The 16,593-nt window shown below is 59.5% G+C and carries 17 protein-coding genes; 2 read left to right on the top strand and 15 right to left on the bottom strand.

What is annotated here, in order from left to right:
* Window positions 1–3: 3 nt before the first annotated feature.
* The 6 genes from M2397_RS02175 to M2397_RS02150 form a co-directional block, all read right to left on the bottom strand.
* Entirely contained in the window at window positions 4–522 is a 519-nt protein-coding gene (locus tag M2397_RS02175) for a CS1 type fimbrial major subunit (protein ID WP_237683036.1), read from the bottom strand.
* Window positions 522–1,262, bottom strand: a complete 741-nt coding sequence (locus M2397_RS02170) for a molecular chaperone (protein ID WP_131697414.1) — start codon at window positions 1,260–1,262, stop codon at window positions 522–524. Before M2397_RS02170 ends, M2397_RS02175 begins: the two co-directional genes overlap by 1 nt.
* Window positions 1,263–1,277: 15 nt before the next feature.
* Complete coding sequence (locus M2397_RS02165; protein ID WP_259242198.1) at window positions 1,278–2,201, bottom strand: hypothetical protein; 924 nt, start codon at window positions 2,199–2,201, stop codon at window positions 1,278–1,280.
* A 365-nt stretch (window positions 2,202–2,566) separates the two neighbouring features.
* Complete coding sequence (locus tag M2397_RS02160) at window positions 2,567–3,826, bottom strand: hypothetical protein (protein ID WP_237683035.1); 1,260 nt, start codon at window positions 3,824–3,826, stop codon at window positions 2,567–2,569.
* Window positions 3,827–3,831: 5 nt separating this feature from the next.
* Entirely contained in the window at window positions 3,832–6,357 is a 2,526-nt protein-coding gene (locus M2397_RS02155) for a CS1-pili formation C-terminal domain-containing protein (RefSeq protein ID WP_259242197.1), read from the bottom strand.
* Between the two features lie 118 nt (window positions 6,358–6,475).
* Entirely contained in the window at window positions 6,476–6,967 is a 492-nt protein-coding gene (locus M2397_RS02150; RefSeq protein ID WP_131697417.1) for a CS1 type fimbrial major subunit, read from the bottom strand.
* Window positions 6,968–7,489: 522 nt separating this feature from the next.
* Here M2397_RS02150 and M2397_RS02145 point away from each other — a divergent pair.
* Both M2397_RS02145 and M2397_RS02140 read left to right on the top strand, forming a co-directional pair.
* Window positions 7,490–8,038, top strand: coding sequence for a PadR family transcriptional regulator (locus M2397_RS02145; protein ID WP_145335182.1), 549 nt, complete (start codon window positions 7,490–7,492; stop codon window positions 8,036–8,038).
* A complete protein-coding gene (locus tag M2397_RS02140) occupies window positions 8,035–8,802 on the top strand; it encodes a siderophore-interacting protein (protein ID WP_131697419.1) in 768 nt (255 codons plus the stop codon). The genes M2397_RS02145 and M2397_RS02140 overlap by 4 nt, the downstream gene beginning before the upstream one ends.
* Window positions 8,803–8,820: 18 nt before the next feature.
* On the opposite strand, the gene M2397_RS02135 is transcribed toward M2397_RS02140, so the two are convergent.
* From M2397_RS02135 to M2397_RS02095, 9 genes are all read right to left on the bottom strand, one after another.
* On the bottom strand, window positions 8,821–9,777 hold the full coding sequence (locus tag M2397_RS02135) for a fimbrial protein (RefSeq protein WP_145335184.1): 957 nt from the start codon (window positions 9,775–9,777) through the stop codon (window positions 8,821–8,823).
* A gap of 106 nt (window positions 9,778–9,883) precedes the next feature.
* Window positions 9,884–10,432, bottom strand: a complete 549-nt coding sequence (locus M2397_RS02130; RefSeq protein WP_145335186.1) for a fimbrial protein — start codon at window positions 10,430–10,432, stop codon at window positions 9,884–9,886.
* An 11-nt stretch (window positions 10,433–10,443) separates the two neighbouring features.
* On the bottom strand, window positions 10,444–10,923 hold the full coding sequence (locus M2397_RS02125; RefSeq protein ID WP_259242196.1) for a fimbrial protein: 480 nt from the start codon (window positions 10,921–10,923) through the stop codon (window positions 10,444–10,446).
* 13 nt (window positions 10,924–10,936) lie between these two features.
* Window positions 10,937–11,449: a fimbrial protein gene (locus M2397_RS02120; RefSeq protein ID WP_371920959.1), complete on the bottom strand. Its 513-nt coding sequence runs from the start codon at window positions 11,447–11,449 to the stop codon at window positions 10,937–10,939.
* Complete coding sequence (locus tag M2397_RS02115; protein WP_131697423.1) at window positions 11,442–12,023, bottom strand: fimbrial protein; 582 nt, start codon at window positions 12,021–12,023, stop codon at window positions 11,442–11,444. The genes M2397_RS02120 and M2397_RS02115 overlap by 8 nt, the downstream gene beginning before the upstream one ends.
* A 21-nt stretch (window positions 12,024–12,044) precedes the next feature.
* Entirely contained in the window at window positions 12,045–12,806 is a 762-nt protein-coding gene (locus M2397_RS02110; protein ID WP_259242195.1) for a fimbria/pilus periplasmic chaperone, read from the bottom strand.
* On the bottom strand, window positions 12,803–15,406 hold the full coding sequence (locus M2397_RS02105) for an outer membrane usher protein (protein ID WP_259242194.1): 2,604 nt from the start codon (window positions 15,404–15,406) through the stop codon (window positions 12,803–12,805). Before M2397_RS02105 ends, M2397_RS02110 begins: the two co-directional genes overlap by 4 nt.
* 19 nt (window positions 15,407–15,425) lie before the next feature.
* Window positions 15,426–15,986, bottom strand: a complete 561-nt coding sequence (locus M2397_RS02100; RefSeq protein WP_131697426.1) for a fimbrial protein — start codon at window positions 15,984–15,986, stop codon at window positions 15,426–15,428.
* Window positions 15,987–16,036: 50 nt separating this feature from the next.
* A complete protein-coding gene (locus tag M2397_RS02095) occupies window positions 16,037–16,558 on the bottom strand; it encodes a fimbrial protein (RefSeq protein WP_131697427.1) in 522 nt (173 codons plus the stop codon).
* Window positions 16,559–16,593: the final 35 nt, after the last annotated feature.

Genomic DNA, 16,593 nt, shown 5'->3' with positions numbered 1-16,593 from the left:
TTATCACGGTCGCAACGCGTCGAAGATCAGATGAACGCTGCCGAAATAGTCGCCCGGGGTATAACCGTCCTCGGGCTCGACAGCGGCAATTTCCAACAGCACCCGCTTGCCGGCCCGCGCCTCCTCGGCAGGCACCACCAGGGTGTCGGTCAAGTCCAGCCATTCGCCGTTGAAGTTGACATTCAACAGAATCAGGCGCCGGCCGTTGGAGAGCACCGGCAACTCCCCCAGGCGCGCGACGATGCCGCCGCCGCTGTTCTTCACATCGAAGTGCTCACGCAATGGCTTGAGCGTGCGACTCACCAGGTTCCAGGCCATCTCCTGCTCGCGCTCCAGAAACACCGGGTTGATGGGCAGCACGTAAAAATCGGCGGTTGGGATGGTGACCGACACATCGAACACCTGCTCCTCACGGATCGCGAGGGCCTGGGTACTGAGCAGCGCTGTAACCATCAACAGCAATAGCGTCGCGATGACCTTGTCCGGGCGATACCCGGCTCCATGGGCTCTTTTCCTGAGCATCAGCCTTTGACCTCATAAGGTTTTTTTTCGCTGCCCTCAACCAGGGTAAAGCGGTAGGTACGCCCGGCCTGCTTGGTAAAGCTGAAGGCACGACCGGGCAGGATGTGGTTCTTGGTGACGGGCAGACAGTCCTGGGCATCGCCGCTGGCGCAGTCCTTGAACTGATCCACCACCACGACGCTGTTACCGTCGTTATGCAGCGCGTATTGGGCGGGTTGCTCGTCGATACGGGTGGCAAAGCGAGTGTCTTTGGGGCGCACGAAGAACACCGTGCCAAACCCGGCCAGCACCGTGACCCCGGCCGAGAGACTTTCTTTATAGGATTCACGCGCCTCACTGGACACGGCAAAGTCATCCTCGGGCTCCGGCATCACCGGCACGAAGCGCAGGCGGAAATAGCGCTCTTTTTCCCGCGCGCCCAGGTACAGCAAGCGTGTGCCCTGCATGCCATTGGAGGGGACGATCAGACGCGCCGGCGTGGCCATCAAGCCATCGCGAGCGGTGTTTTCTGCGTTGCTCTGGAGCTCGACTTCCTCGGAGCTACCGTCGGCCTTGTAGAGGATCTCCATCACCGACACCTTGATGAACGCCGTACTGTCGCCGCCATTGAAGACCCGTTTCAGGTAGGTGCTTTTGTCGCCGTCCAGGTAGTCATAAAACACCCCCACGTTGATATTGGGGGCCGCTGGTGCCGACAGCGGCAACCAGCACAGCGCGCACAGCGCCAACAAATGTTTCATTGCTGTAAACCTCATTTAGAGCTCCGAATCCCAGACCACCGTGACCTGGCCCGAGTAGGTGGATCCACCCCGGCTGAGCATCTGGTCGGCGTAATCCTTCTTAACCTCGAAGTGCAAGGTGCCGGGCCGTTGGTTGACATAGAAGCCCGGCTGGAACTGCTCGGTACCGGCGCCGCTGCGCAACAGCGGTTGGCGATTCACAGCGCTGCCGTCCGGTCGATTCAGGCCATGGGGCAGGCTGACGCTGACGTCCAGCGGCACCTCATGGCCGTCGGTGGGGTTCTTCAGGGCGCAGGTGTCGCCTATGGTCCGCTCGCAGCTCATTTGCATCTTGAAACGCGACGAAGCAGAAATGCGGAAGGTCTGGTCGCGGAACAAACGCGCAGGTTTACGGCCCTGGTTCAGCCAGGCTTGCCAACCGCCGTGGGGCACCAGCTCGATACGGTTGCCGTTGGGGGGAACTTCGACTTTAAGGTCATGTTGCACCGCCAGGGTGAAGTTCAGGGTCAGGGTAGGACTGCTGGGCAACATCACGTCGCCCAAATCAAAGTCCTTCCCTGGCCCTACGGTGTATTGATGGCGACCGACGTACTCCCCTGAAGTCATGCCCAAGGGGTTGGGCGTGATGAGTTCATAGGCGAACTCCAGGTTGGTTAAGCGCATGGTGGGAATATCGAACCTGGCTTGTCTGGCACAGAGAGAACCGACCGGTGTTCGCCAGAAAAACCCATACGTTGTCGTCCCATACAAGCTCACCCCTGTGCCCAGGCAGGTGCGCGGCGGGTAAACCCAACTGGAGCCGGTCCATAATTGCTGGTGAGCCTGCAAAGGGGTAACGCCGCCGCCCACCAGACTGACCAGATTGGGGATGGCATACGTCGAGCCGACACCCATGATCCGTACCCTTAACGTCTCGGTCTCCTGAGTCTGTCGATGCACGACGGTCAGGTCCTGCCACTCCGTTGGCACTTTAAACATCGCGCCTTGGCGTTGATCCGTATGAAAAGCAGCGATCTGCGTAACGGAATCCGCCGAAATGGCGGCCCTGAGACTGAATATATTCAAGGCAGTACATTGGGCGGGAAAAGACGCACAGTAACCAACGCTTGGCGTTTTGTTCTCGAACTTATTCAAGTGCGGCTGTGAAGGGTCCGGCCGAAACTCAGCATGGATGTTCATCTCCACACCCATTACGGGCATTGCCAGCGACGCCAATAACAAACTGGCAGCAAGCTGCGAACACCGCCCTGCCAGCCTCGATACATTCTTGCCGCTTCCCGCAACGGCATCCATCTGACGGCACCTCATACTTCTGAATCCCAGACCACCGAGACCTGGCCCGAATAGGTCGATCCGCCCCGGCTGAGCATCTGGTCGGCGGAGTCTTTCGTGACCTCGAAGTGCAACGTACCGGGCCGTCGATCGACGTAGAACCCCGGCTGGAACAACTCGGTACCGGCACCGCTCAACAGCAGCGGCTGGCGGTTCACGGCTGCGCCATCCTGACGATTCAAGCCATGGGGCAGGCTGACGCTGATATCCAGGGGTACTTCATGACCGTCGGTGTTGTTTTTCAACGCACAGGTGTCACCGATGACGCGCTCGCAGGCCATCTGCATCTTGAAGCGCGACGAGGCGGAAATATTGAAGGTCTGGTCACGGAACAGCCGCGCCGGCTTGCGCCCCTGGTTCAACCAGGCCTGCCAGCCGCCCTGAGGGATCAGTTCGACACGGTTGCCACCGGGGGGAACCTCGACCTGAAGTTGGTGTTGCACAGTCAGGGTGAAATTGAAGGTGATGGAATTTTGTGAGGGCATCATCACATCACCAAAATCATAATCACCCCGAGGTCCCATCGTGTAGGTGAGGCTACCGGTGTATTCGCCGGAGGACATGCCCAGCGGGTTGGGCGTCCTGAGCTCATAGGCATACTCCAGCTGAGTGAACCTCATCACCGGGATGTCCACCGAGGGCTTTCGATTGCAAATGCCAGCCCCTTCAGGAACCAGCCAGAAGTACGAGGCAAACGTAACGCCTGCCGCCAGATGGTTGGTGCTTTGGCAAGGACTGGGCGCTTGTCGCCATTGACGGTCCCAGCCAACACCTGGTTGGGCCCAAGCCGAGACTCCCGGCGGGCGCGAAACACTCCACATCCCACCCAGACCTGCAATGCGCATCTGTACAGTCTCAGTCTCTCCCGTTCTAAGATGCGTGACGGTCAAATCTCGCCAGTCTGAAGGCACCTGCACCATAAACCCTTGACGGTCGTCCTCGTGATTGGCCAAAACCGGTCCATTGGAGCTGGCGGTGAAGGTCGGTTCTCGAAGACTGAAAATATCCAGCGCCTTGCACCGTGCCGGAATATGGAATTCGCAGATCGTACTGATGGGCGTGGTGTTCTTGAATTTGTTGACCATCGGGTTGCCGGGATCGGGGCTGAACACAGCAGTAATTTCCTGGGTAAATGCAGCCGCCGTTGTACTGAACAACAGAGCTGCGCCCACACTGCCGAACCGGGTGATCAATGTGCTGATAGGTCTCATGGTAATTAGTGAACGTGTCATGACACTCAACCTGCTACGTGTGTGGTGATAGCGGAATCGGCCAACGTATCCGGCGTACACCGCAGATCACCGATCATCAGCACGTCGTTTTCATTGCGCGCGTTGGCGGTATCCAGGCGGAACTGGCACAGCAACTGGTTGTTGCGGCGCACTTCGAGGGTCGGCGAGCTGGCGTTCATCTCCAGGGAGAAGAACCCATCCACTTCGCTCACCCCACGGCTGGCGTGGTTGAGGATGTGATGGCCCTTGAGCGGCTTGCCCTGGGGGTCCACCAGGCGCCCGAGTACGGTGACGGTGCGCATCACGCTGACCTTGCGGTAGTCCACGCCGCCCTTGTTCAAGTGGTAGGCGGTGCGGGGTGGCTGGATATTCGCCGCCGGGGCGTGGTTGCCGTCGAAGTCGAAGCTGACCGAGCTGCCCCTGTAGGCGGTGATCGGGATGAAGTTGCGCCCCGGCCGCAGCACGGTGCTGCCGCCACTCAGGTCATCGGCGCGCAGGACGATGTCGTCCACGTCGCTTTCAATATCGACAATCATCCCCGAGCCGCTGCCGGCGTATTGGCTGGTGAACACCATCTTCTGCCCACCGAAGGCAAAGGTACTGTCCAGGTTCAGGCCACCGGTCAGTTCGTTATTGAACGATGAGCGCTGCACGAAGCCGTCGCCATTGACCGCGTCGTTCTGGAAGCTGGCCATGCCCGACAGGCCCACGCCGTAGGTATCGGCCAGTACCGTAGCGGAGACGCTTTGCAGCACGTGGTCCTGCAGGTCGCGTCGGTAGCTCAGCGAGCCATTGTTGTCACGCTTGCCATCGCGGGAGGTTCGCGTACCGATGCTGGCGGACCACTGCTCGCCGGGGCTGCCGAGCGCCAGGCTGACGCTCAGGTCGATCCCGCGATTGCGTTTGTCGCCGGTGCTGGAGCTGGCCGGGCGGTCGAACACCGACAAGCGCCAGTTGGCATCGCTGCCGAACAATTGGGTGCGTTCGGTCCAGCCCAGGTCCAGGCCCAGGCCTTCGTTGTTGCCTTCGCTGTAGGCCAGCCGCGCATTGATGGAACGCAGGTTGCTCAGGCGATGATTGATGGACAGCGACGAGAGGCTGGTCTGGCCGATGAACACATCGCGCTGGCGGATGCGGGTACCGTCGGGCAGGGTTTCGTAGGTGTTGCGGTTGTCCAGCCAACTGCGCGTGTGGTTGAACACCACGCTGCCCAGGCCGTAGTTGTAGAGGCTGTTGAAGTCGACGCCGGTGCCGTAGTTGTCGGTCTGGTAGACGTTGGCATACAGGCTGGCGTTACTGGCCAGGCTCCAGTCCAGCGACGTGCCGTATTGCATGCTGTCCTTGACCTGGCGCCCGGACATGCCCAGCACCACCCGCGGGTGAGCCAGGTAGTTGAGGGATACGCCGGCGGTCAGGTCGCCGCTGGATTGTTCGTCCCAGTTGCTGAGCAACTTGCTCTCTTGCCCGGCAAATACGTTGTAGCGCCAGCGGTTGTCGAGGTTGCGCCAGTTGTTGGGCTTGTACACCAACTCCTGGGTGGTGCTGGTGATCTGGCCGTCTTCTACCAGGCGCACTTCCACCTCGTAGATGCCGCCGGGCAAGGGCCGCGTGTCCAGGCTTTGCAGGCCGGTGGAAACGGCTTGGGTGTTGATCAGCAGGCCGTTGCGGTAGATCTCCGCCGAGGCCTGGCGATTGGCGGTGACGTAAATCGGGTAGATGCTCGGCTTGGGGTTGCTGATCATCAGGCTGTCGGAGCTGCCATACATCACGCCGACGGCGGTGTCGGGGCTGGCACCGAAGGTGCGCAGTTGGCGGGTCAGGCCTTCGGCATTGGGGGTGAAATAGCCCAGGCGCAGGAACTCACCGCGCATTTCGCGCTGGGCATACAGCGAGTACACGGCATGGTTGAGGGCATCGTCGTCCGGGCCGCCCAAGCGCGAAAACTGCATGTTCATCACCTGGTTCCAGTTGCCCAGGCTGCCGCTGGCGTCCAGCCCCAGGCGTCCGCCGAGGTCCTGGCCCTGGCCGCCGCTGAGGTTGAGCTGGTTACGTACGATCAGGCCGGTGCTGCCACCGGAGGGCAGGGAGTAATACTTGGACTCTTGCCCCTCACGTTCGGCGTTTTCGGTCAACAACGTGACCAGGGACTTTTCCAGGTTGTAGTGGACCGCCAGCAGTTGCGCCGGGCAGCTGCTTTCGCAGGCGCCCAACGGCACGCCCTGCTTGAGGTAATCACCCCAACTATCACGCTCGACGTCCTTGATCACACTGCCTTCGTGATCGGTGAAATCCAGCAGGGTCAGGCGGTCATCACGGGTCAGCACGATCATCGCCTCGGCGACAAACTCCTGGTCCAATTCGACCCGTACTGCCAACGGCACATCAAAAAAGTGCTCTTCAAAGTCCGCCGGTAAACCCTTGGCCTGGGACAGCAAACTTCTTGGGGTTGTGCCAGTTGTCGCGTCAGCTGCAAACGCCCCCGTACAAAACAACAAGGCAAGCGCTGCCGCGATGAGAATCATCGGGAACATGAACGGATACTCTGATTACACTCGGGGAATTCTTGGATACCGATCAACCGACAGAGGCTGCCCGTCGATCGGTAAGGGCTAAGCAATAAGCCGATGCTTATCGATCAACAAATCGCGCTCAACGGGTGACGCGCGGCTCGTGATCGAACACCACGGTGTAGTTGGTGGTGTACAGGCCAGCGTCGGTGTCAGCCGGTTTGGCGGCCGCAACGACCAGGTCAGCCTGGGTGCCGGGAGTGGAGCTGGCATCATCCACGACTTCCAGTGGCGAACCGGTGAGGGTCACGCCGTTGAAGGTGGTGGTCAGGGCAATCGAAGAGGTGCCGTTGCTCAGGGAAGCCGGGCCGCCTTCGATGTAGGCCTTGATCGAACCGTCGGTATTTTTTACCGCGTAGGTCGCACGGATCGGGCTCAACTGACCGGTCACGGTGTTGTAGGACATGGTTTCGTCCTTACCGAAATCCGGGTCCAACGGCTGGGCGTGGAACTGTTTGGTTGGGATCGTTGCCTTGATGTTGATGACGCTGGTGGCTTCACCGGCGGCAAACACGCTGGAAGCGCCGACAGCCAGTGCGATCAGTGGCAGTACGAAAGCGGTCTTTTTAAGCATTTTAATTACCTGTTGTGGCATCAGATGTTAGTGGGGGATTCGTTATTTACTGCATGGCAAAACCCGAGCAATTCGTGTCTTGCGACGCCGGTAAATAGTCCCTCGAAAACCCACTTAACGATGCCAGCGCTTTCGCTTAAACGCGTAATTAATCACGACGCGACGCGACAGATAAAAACCTTATTATTCAATAAGATGAATATTAACTGTCATCCATTTATTACACCGCAGATACCTCAGTACCACTCGCATTAATCACTTATCCGTAGGACATGGGCTACACGCTATCTATTGAGGGGTTCTCAACGTGATTAGAACTAACGCACTGATTAACCAGTTTATCTTTCATTCATAAAAGTGCCATTTACCTGTCAAGTAATTGCTGGTATTGCCAGGCGCTAATTCAATGCATCCGGCCCGTTGCAGGCTGCATTTTGTCGCCGCTACCGCTCGTCAGACGCTTTTGCGCAAAGCGTAAGATATATCTTAAGTTGTATCTAAATCAGACAGGAGAACACGACAATGAGAGACCCTCATCACCACCGAGACCACGGTGACGACCGCGACGGCTTCGAAAAACGCCCCGGCCGCGAACGCGGCGGACGTGGCCCGCGCGTCTTTGCGCCGGGTGACCTGAAATTGCTGCTGCCGGCCCTGATCGCCGAACAACCGTGCCACGGCTATGACCTGATTCGCCGCATCGAAACCCTCTTCGATGGCGCCTACAGCCCCAGCCCCGGCGTGATCTACCCCACGCTGACCTTCCTGGAAGAAAGCGAATTGATCGCCGGCGATGCCGAGGGTGGAAAAAAACGCTACACAATCACCGACGCCGGTCGTCTGTTCTTAAGCGAACAGGCTGTCGCTCTCGACGGCATTCGCCTGCGCATGGAGGTGAGCAAGCGCTCGTTGCGCGGCCATGATCGCCCAGCGGAAATCCACGAGGCGGTGCATAACCTGCGTCACGCCTTGCATTCGCACCACGGGCGCTGGAGCCCGGAAGAAATCGTTCGTGTCGCGGCGCTGCTCAACGGCACCGCCCAAGCCATTGCCGACGGGGAAGCCCAATGAATACCCAAGCCATCCACCGCGTGACCCACGAAATCAAACGCCGCCGCCTCGAGGTACTGCGCGTAGTCGATATCACCCCGCGCATGCGCCGCATCACCTTGGGCGGGCCGGAACTGGCGGGCTTTATCAGCCTGGGCAGTGACGATCACATCAAGCTGCTGTTCCCGCAGAACGCCGCCGAACAGGCAGCGCTGGAGAGCCCGACGTTCAGCATCAAGGGTGACGGCCCGCAACCGGCGATGCGCGACTACACGCCACGCCGCTTCGACCTGGACACCGGCGAGCTGGACATCGACTTCGTGCTGCACGGCGACGGCCCCGCCTCCACCTGGGCCGACCAGGCCAAGGTCGGCCAACACCTGTACATCGGCGGGCCACGCGGCTCGATGATCGTGCCGGACATCTTCGACAGCTACCTGCTGATCGGTGACGAAACCGCGCTGCCGGCCATTGGTCGACGCCTGGAAGAACTGCCGGCGGGGCGCAAGGTACTTGCGCTGATTGAAATCGCCAATGCGGCGGAACAGCAGGCCCTGGAAAGCGCCGCCGATGTGGAGGTGATCTGGGTGGTGCGCGGTCAGGATGACCTGCTCGACAGCGTGAAAAACCTCACGCTGCCGAGTGGCTCGCTGTACAGCTTTGTCGCCACCGAAACCAAGCTGTCGCGCCAGGTCCGCCGGGTGCTCCTGGACACGCATAAGGTCAATGAGGAATTCCTCAAGGCCGTGGGTTACTGGCGTGCGGCCGACAGCGAAGAGGAGTAAGCCTAAGGTGTGGGAATGTCATGGCACCCCCATGACAAGTACACCGCTGCCGCTCACAGCCCCGGCGGCAGGCAAGGACCCGGCACGCCGTACGAGGGAAAACGTCACATCGTCGCCTCCTACACTGTTGGTAATCTGGGTCAGGAACGAACCACCGACTTGAACCGCACTTGCGCCACGAACAAGGGCTGTCCCCACGTCCGGGTTGGTCATCATCAGCAGACGCGTGTCGAACGATGAGGGGCTGCCCTTGTAAGTGATGGTGATCGGCGTGGAAATCCCGCCGTCCGGGCATGAATAAGTGAGCCGGCGATTGCTGCGGATGGACGTGGTCAGCGGATCGGTACCTATTGCTCTCTGATGAACATCGCCGAAGTTGATCTCGATCGGGTTGTTATTGTTGATCGTGCAGGTAGACGGGGAGATGGTGAAGTTGTTGGCGGCCGTATAAGTGACGGTGAGTTGCGGCCGAGTCGCGTCGTAATTGTTCGAGCTGGTCAGGCGTAACAGGCCGAGGGTGTCGCCTGCTCGAATATCGATCGGGTTGGAGGGACTGTGGCGCACCAGAATATAGGGGGTGATATTGATCGGATAGCCGATCCCGTTGTTGGGCATGGTGGCCACCCGTATACCCGCCGGAACCGGGGTATTGAGGAAAGCGCCATTGATGCGCAAACCACTCTGTTCACCGGCGAACTTGGGGCCGGATGTCCAAGGTGTACCTGAGGCATTGCCCGTTTCCCAATAGTCAGCGCCCCACACGGGGCCCGCTCCAGCCGTAAACCGACATTCGAGCCGAGCACCTTCCATCAGAATCCTCGTGCGATCTGTATCGAGTCGCACAGTTACGGGAACGGTCAGATGAGTGACGCGCGCCCACTCACCGCCATTGACCCTGCAGTCTACGGCTTGCGCGGTCGTGTTAATGCCCATCAGCAGGAGAAGCACAATGGCGCTGTCATATAGTCGTTTCATGTTGATCTCTCGTTGCTTCTCTACACAGGCGCCATCCAGCGAACAATCAGCCCGTGTAAATGACCTGAAAGCCAATGCGTATGCACCCGGTTGTTGAGCTTATGAATTACGGATAGTCCAGCGTGAACGTAGAGGTCACGGTGTAGGCGCCATGGCCAATGGTCTGATCCCTGATGGCATTCGGCTCACCCTGCACATAGGCTTTGAGCTCGATCACATTGCTGCCATTGACCAACACCTGTTCGTCACTGACGTTATTCACGGGTAATGGCTTGTTGCTCAGCGTCTCCAGCCCCAGCCCGATACCCGAGGCACCGCTACCGCCATCAAGCGCGAACAATCCGGGCAGCGCCTGGTTTTCCACGCCGCCGAACGTGATGGTCACCGTGTTGCCGATCGTGGTGTCACAGTCCTCCAGATGCAGCTTGAAACCTTTGCCCACTGAGCGCGTGTTGATGTAGAGGTGCTTGCTGGTAAGGTCCCAGAGCTCCAGGTTAATTGCCTCGTCGCCAGGCCGGATAGTGCAGGCCTCTTCAACCAGGTTGCCCTTGAAATTCAGGTTGTCCGCCGCCTGCGCCCCGGGGATCAGGCTGAAGGCTGGCAGCCCCGCCAGCACGGCACACAGCCACCTCCGATGAACCCTTTCATGTCCCATGGCTTCAACTCCTACTGGTATTCGGCCAACAGCGTGGCCACCGCTGTAAACCTTGCGGGGGCCAGCGTTGCACCCGGCTGCTTGACCGGCACGACTTCCAATACCGGCGGTGACGACACGGTTATGTCCAGTGGCGTATTGAGTCGAAACGGCAGGTTATTCTGAAATATCCGAATCCCCAGGTCTGGCGCACTGGTCTGCAATGCCGCGCCGTCGAATGTCGTAGGTGTCCCGTTGACACTCAACTTCAGCACCCACGGCAGCGTGTCGGCCCCACAACTGATGGTGTAGCCAACCTCCTGACGGTATCTCACACCATCGACTCGCTTTACGCCGACATCGCCGAAATCGACTTCAATTTTGTTCCCCGCATCGATCGTGCAGGGCGGCGGTTCATTAAGCGTTCCGCTGAAGGTCAAGTTGGCCGAGGCGCCGCTGCTGAGGGCGATGGAACACAAGGCGAGCAAGGCTCGCCGCTGCCAACAGGTCATTGATCGTTCCTCATCACTGGTAATCGACCACGAGGGTAGCGGCGGCATCGAACGCGCCCCCCGTCAGTCTGCTGCCCGCGCGTTTGACAGGCACCGCCTGCACGACGGGGAAGGTTGGATAGGTAAAGTTCACGGCCGCATTCAGGGGCCAATCCGCGCCATTAACGAACAGTTTCACCCCAAGATCAGGGTTACGGGTCGAGAGTACGCGACCATCGAACGAAGCCCCGGTGCCCCTGAGCTCAAGCCTCATCGCATTGCTGAAAGGCGCGTCGCAGGTGACGGTATAGGGCACGTCGCGACGATAGTTGACACCGTCCACCCGCGACGTCAGCAGATCATTGCCAAAGGGCACGTTGAGCGTACTCCCACCATTAATGACGCATGGAGGAGGCGCAATGATGACCGCGCGGATGATCAGGCTGGTTTCGGCCAGCGCACCCTGGCTGACGGCCCACAGCAGGCCTCCCCCTATAAGAATGGCCCGCGAGCCGACTGCCTTCGTCATTAGATTGCCCTCACTCATAACTGAGCCTGAAATCCACCACGGCCCGAAATGCGCCACTGGTCAACGGAGCGGAGGTGCGCGTGGGTTGAACATGCCAGGTCTGGAGACTGCTGCCCTCGGTCAAAAACAACGGCTCGCCCCGGGAGCCCAGTTGCACGTCCCGGCCCAGGGCGTCGGTCAAACGCAGCCCCATACCGGTGATGCCTTGCACCTTGACCAGCCGTGGATCATCAGCATCGGCAGGCGCGATAAACGTGACCGACAGCACCGGTTGATGGGCGCTCCATGCCAGGTTCCCGGTACGCTCACTGCGGATACTGCCGGCGATGCGCTGGCAGTCCTGGAAGCGCAGCTGAAAGGGCCTCGATGGCGCCTGGTCGCCAGGTCTTTGCAACTGGCTGGCCGACACGGCGCCCAGGTCAATCGTTTGATGGCGCGATGTCATCTCCAGGCTGCAAGGCGATTCATGCATGGACCCGTTAACGTTCAACCGGCCACGCTGGCCATCGATACCGTCGTCATCCTCGGCGCTCACACGCGCCGCCAAGGCCAATAACACGCAGCCCAGGACTTTCACGTTGTGCGACTTCATGGCGTTCTCCCGCAGCAGACGCTACTCATTAGGCGATGAGACTTGCGCGTTCACCGTGCAAGTCTGGCCACTGCAGGTGAACGCCAGGAGCGGGCGTCCACCGTAATCGTTCACATAGGCCAGATAGGGGGCCTGGCCAAGTGCCTTGGCCGTTGGCCCCAAAACCAGCGTGCCCTTGGGCGGGATCATCACCGGTTCAAAGCCCGCCACGGTTTTGCCGTCTTTGCTGCTGCGCGCGTCCACCAGGGACACGTAGTAAGGCGTGGGGTTATTCACCTGGTAACGGTCGCCTTGCCGGGTGAGGGTGAGCTTTTCCTGCCAGGGATTGGCCAAGTCCTGCTGGCTGGGCATGATGGCTTGCGGGCGGTAAAACAATTTGATGCGGGTCTGCAGCGCAATTTGCAGGGTGTTGGATTTGTCGCTGCGCGGAGGAATTTCCCGCAGGTTGAAGTAGTAGACGGTCTCGCGATCCTGGGGCAACGATTTGACCGCTGGCAACGCCTGGACTTTCACCTGGCTTTGTTTACCGGGCTCCAAGCGTTGAACCGGCGGCAGCACGATAAGGGGCGAGGCGATTTTGTTGCCCTGCTCGTCCTCGATCCACCCCTGGGCCAGGTACGGCAACTGGGTGTTGTTATTGGTAATGTTCACGCTGGTGGCATCCTTGCCCCCATCAAAAATCACACGGGTCCGGTCCAGGCCAACCGCAGCGTCAGCGTTCGGATTGAGGCCCAGAGCCAGCAGTGCGAAGACCAGGAGTGTAGGGCGCGTATTGAGCATCATGAGGCGGTATTCTCCGTATCGGTGCGCTTCCCGGTCAGCGCTGCTGGCTCGGGTGAGGATTGATCAGTGGCGACACTCTGGCAGCGCAGTTGCAGGGCATCGGTCAAGCTGTCGGCTGGCAACACCACAGGCAGCGTGAGCAGGCATTGGTCGATGCCGCCCCAACTGACGATCATCTGCTCGCCGGCCTGGATGCCGCTCAGGTAAACGGCGCCGCCGTCGTTCACAATTCCGGTGTCCTGCTGTTTTATGTTTTTCACCGTCGCGCCGAAGGGCGGTGAACTGCCATCCGGCAGGCGCAGGACTGCCATGGCCTTTTCACCGGCAATCACGTCCAGCGATCGATAACCAATGGCCCCGTCGGTGAGTGTCAGTTGCGTCACCGACTGAGTGGCCTCGACGTTGCTCGGCAAGCTCTCCAGGTCAACACTGGCGGCCGTACGCTGGTAGCTGCTGATATCGGAGATCACCGCCTTGCCGAAGGCGTTGGTCCGGGTCGACACGCCGTAACCCCGCACAGGCACGTCGGGTACCCCACCGGTGTCGAGCATCAGGCGGGTCCCGCCGACGGTATTGGTTCGGTGCAGGGCCGCACCGTAGGGCGTGAGCGTGCCGCCACCGCGAATAGACGCACTGAGGGTTCTGCCATTGCCTTGTTGTGTGCTGGCGCTGAGATCGATATCAGCCTGGTCGCCAATATGGCTCAGATAACCACTGGCAGAGCGATCGCTGGCACTGAGCTGGTAGCTGTTGCGTTCATCGATGCGGTCACTGTAACGCGTGGAAAAGCTCTCTTTGCCCGAGGTCCTGCTCCCATCCAGCGACAGTGTGCCGCTGCGCCCCAATGGCAGGCTGACCGTCAGCGCCATTCCGCTATCCTTGTAGGCGTACTCCTGACTGCGGTACATGTTCAGGGACAGGCTCATGTTCCTGACGGAGCCCACATTGAAGTAGCGCGACATCGACAGGTTCCAGCGCTGCGTGTCCGGGCGCCCCCAATACGTCTGTTTGTTGTAACTGGCGTAGACCGTCGCCCCAAGGTCACGAAACTGCTTATTGAGCGTCACCGTATACAGTGCCTTGCTGTCGCCGATCGGTTTCCAGCCCTCGATGAACTCAACGTTATCGATTTCGCCACGCTCGCCGTTCAACCCGTAATGGCGAGCGTCCAGGTACTCACTCATGCTCAAGTAGTTTTTCTCGGAAAACCGGTAACCGGCAAACGTCACCTGGCTGTCGTACTGCTCGAAGTGCTTGGAGTATTGAAGGCGGTAGGATTTGCCCGAGAGCGACTGACCCCACACACTGGCGTGGGACTGAGTGACATCCAGCGATACGGCTCCAAGCGCCAACAGGTCACGACCGGCGCCGACAGACAACGCACGGTAGTTGTTATCGGTGATAGCGCCGCCGAACAGCGACCAGCCATTGCTGACCCCCCAGGAGAATTCACCGGTACCGAAAACATTGCCATCGGCGCCGTATTGAAGATCGGAGGGTCGCCCCGCCGCCAGCTTGTAACGAACCTGGCCAGGGCGCGTCAGGTAGGGAATGCTTGCCGTATCGATCTGGAAGGTGTGTACCGAACCATCCTGCTCTTCCACCCGCACATCCAGGGTGCCGCTCACGGCGTCATTGAGGTCCTGAATACGATACGGGCCTGCCGCGACCAGCGTTTCATAGAGCACGCGGCCCTTCTGGCTGATAACAACCCTGGCATTTGTTTTGGCGACCCCCACCACTTCCGGCGCGTAACCACGCAAGTTGGGGGGCAGCTGGCTTGCATCGGAAATGAGAGCGGCGCCGGTATAGCGGAAGCTGTCAAACAGGTCCGAATACAGGTAGTCCTCTCCCACCGTCAGGCGCGCCTTCAGTGCAGGCACTGCGCGATAGGCGTAGTAACGACTCCACTCCAGCTGTTGTGGGTCCCCGTACCCGCTGTCGAGGCCTTTTTCGACACGCGCCTGCCAGTCCGCCCTCAGGCGCCAGGCCCCGGCATTCGCCCCCAGGGTACCGTTACCACTGAGATTGTTTCGGGTGCCGTCATTCTTCTGATAACTGGACTGCACCGTCATGTTGTAATCGACCAGCAGCCCCGGCACGCCCTCATCCCAACGGGAAGGTGGATCCCAATTGATGGCGCTGTATTCAAGGTAGGCCTGGGGCACGCTGATGTTCAGCGTGGAGGTGGCCAGGTCGCCACTGACCTCCATGCCCGGCAAGCTTTCTATATCCAGGCAGTCACTGCCTTTCCACCACTTGAGTTCAGCAGCGCCCGACGCCTTGAGGCCCAACAGGCCCACCAAGGCCGGCGACAAACAGGCCTGGCTGCCTTTAGGATCATTATCGGGAGGATAGAAAGCCACTGGGTGCTCGGCAATCGCCTGGTTATTGATCTGCACCCCCATCGAGTAAGTGCCAGGCAGAATAAAACCGCTGCGCGCGAACTGAGACAAGTCAATATTAGTTCGATCACTCAGATCAAGAACGTCCGTATTAAACTCAATATCCCCGACAGCCATCGCAGTGCCCGGCAATAATATCAACCCACTGAAAAAGTTTGAGCGCAGCGTATTTTTGACCTTCGCCGTATTCAACATGCAAGCAACCCATCAAAGTTCAGAAATATTCCAACTTGAACCGCACTGCGGCACGGTGCGCGCCGGCCACTATGGGCAATCCGTTGCCAACAAAATGAAGCGTGAAGTGAAGCGTCATGTCGCCTTCCGACAAGGGATGCGGCGTCATCGGCTGACCGGGAATACTCAGTTGGCCAACGGAATCCTCGATATTGAGAGCAACGCCTTGCGAGCCACCAAACACCGCAAAAGAACGGCCGCCTCTGTCGGTGGGGCCATCAAATGTCACCCGCAGGTGCTGCCAGTCGGGCAGCGTTACTCCAGGGCGCAACGGGTCGGTGCGACTCAATGTGCAATTGACCAGGCGCAACTGGAAGGATTGGTCCCCTCCCCTGGCGCGTCGCAAAAACCGGCCAATGGGCTCGGGGTCCACATCGATGGTTTGATCGACACTGACCAACTCCAGCCCACAGGCCGAGTCAACGACCTCTCCTCCCAGCGTGACGAGCCCATTACCTTGCGCAGGCACCTGGGCAACCACCCAAGGGCTGATGAACATCGTCAATGAAGAGGAAATAGCGAGACTTATGAATGTTTTCACCTATGCCTCCACCAGCCTCCCCCGCCACCCTGGGTGGCGGGGGAAAAAGCTTACTGATAAGCCAAGGTGAAATTGGTCACCGCGCTGAAATCGCCCGGCACGATGTCGCCCGTAGCAGCGCCTTGCACATAGGCACCGAACTCCAGTGTGTTATCACCGGTGGCAATAACCTGCGGTGTGGTAGCCACACCCAACTGAACGGGTTGGCTGCCATGGGTCATCATGATGCCCACATTGCCCGCGCTACCGACGGTACCCAGCGCACCCGGCACAACGCTGGATGGCGCCCCCGTGAAAGTCGTGGTCACGGTGTTATCGGTGAGGCCGGCCAGATCGCAGCCTTCGAGCTCAATCAGCAAGCGCCGAGGCTCGGACTTCCCTCCCGCCTGCAACTGATGCTTGGCAATCGCGCCGAGGGGAATGGTTTGATCGACGGAGTCAGGCTTGATGGAGCAGGCCCCGGAATGGACCGAGCCCACAAACGTGACCGTTCCATCCGCCGCCTGAGCGACAGACATCGACCCTACCAACAACCCGATGGATAACAGCGCAGTGTTAATTTTAGCGTTCATGTATAGAGGCTCACATAGTAATAAACGTCATTAAG

The organism is Pseudomonas sp. BIGb0381, from assembly GCF_024809815.1.
Classification (GTDB): Bacteria; Pseudomonadota; Gammaproteobacteria; order Pseudomonadales; family Pseudomonadaceae; genus Aquipseudomonas.
This window is presented reverse-complemented; position numbering and strand designations above follow the sequence as displayed.